Raw genomic sequence first — 790 nt, forward strand, 5'->3', positions numbered from 1 at the left:
CTACCACCTCAACCGGTGCAACCACGTCAACCAGTGCAACCACATCAACCCGTGCCACCATGTCAACCAGTGCAACCACGTCAACCGGTGCAACCATGTCAACCCGTGCAACCACGTCAACCGGTGCAACCACGTCAACCAGTGGAACCATGTCAACCACTGCAACCATGTCAACCAGTGCAACCACGTCACCCAGTGCAACTACATCCGCAACCACCATGAATAGCATTGAATGGGTACAGAGTAAAGACGGGAGGAAGCTGGCGCTTGTCAACGGGTACTCGTTCAGCAACAATGGCAGCCAGAGGAGCAACGCCTGGCGCTGCACGAAGCGCGGCGGCTGCAAGGCGCGCTTCGTGCTCGACAAGGACGGACGGAAGATGTCTAAGTTCAACTTACAACACAATCACGCTATAAGCACCAAGCAAATGTACCAAAAACTTAATGTAGTTTAAGTAAATTGTTTGGCGTTTTTAATTGCTGATATTACAGGGGGTAAGGAAAAGAACTGCGTTCTTTTCAAGGAATGAACCAGCCCATAAAACTGAAAAACTGTCTCCAAGAAACATAGGTCAAAATATGAAAAAAAAATTTAGACCTCTAATACAAAATGTAGCACAGCCGACCAACTTTGGTTGTATGGGAGATCGATCTTTCCATTATTGCTGTAAATATAATTGATGCTCCTATAAAAAACATTATCACAGCTGTGCCTAAATTAGGTTGCTTCAATACCAGAAATACAGGTAAGAAAATAATTATAAGTGGCTTAAATAAACTTTGAAATTTC

The 790-nt window shown here is 44.7% G+C and carries 1 protein-coding gene and 1 pseudogene; both read right to left on the reverse strand.

Translation table 11 applies throughout. The features are described from left to right. Positions 1-394: hypothetical protein (locus ACJ5GX_RS08050; RefSeq protein WP_495292892.1), on the reverse strand; the 394-nt coding region annotated here is incomplete at its 3' end. Positions 395-651: 257 nt separating this feature from the next. Then, positions 652-790, reverse strand: a pseudogene (locus tag ACJ5GX_RS08055) (FtsW/RodA/SpoVE family cell cycle protein); the annotation flags it as partial.

The organism is Wolbachia endosymbiont of Tuta absoluta (assembly GCF_059414725.1).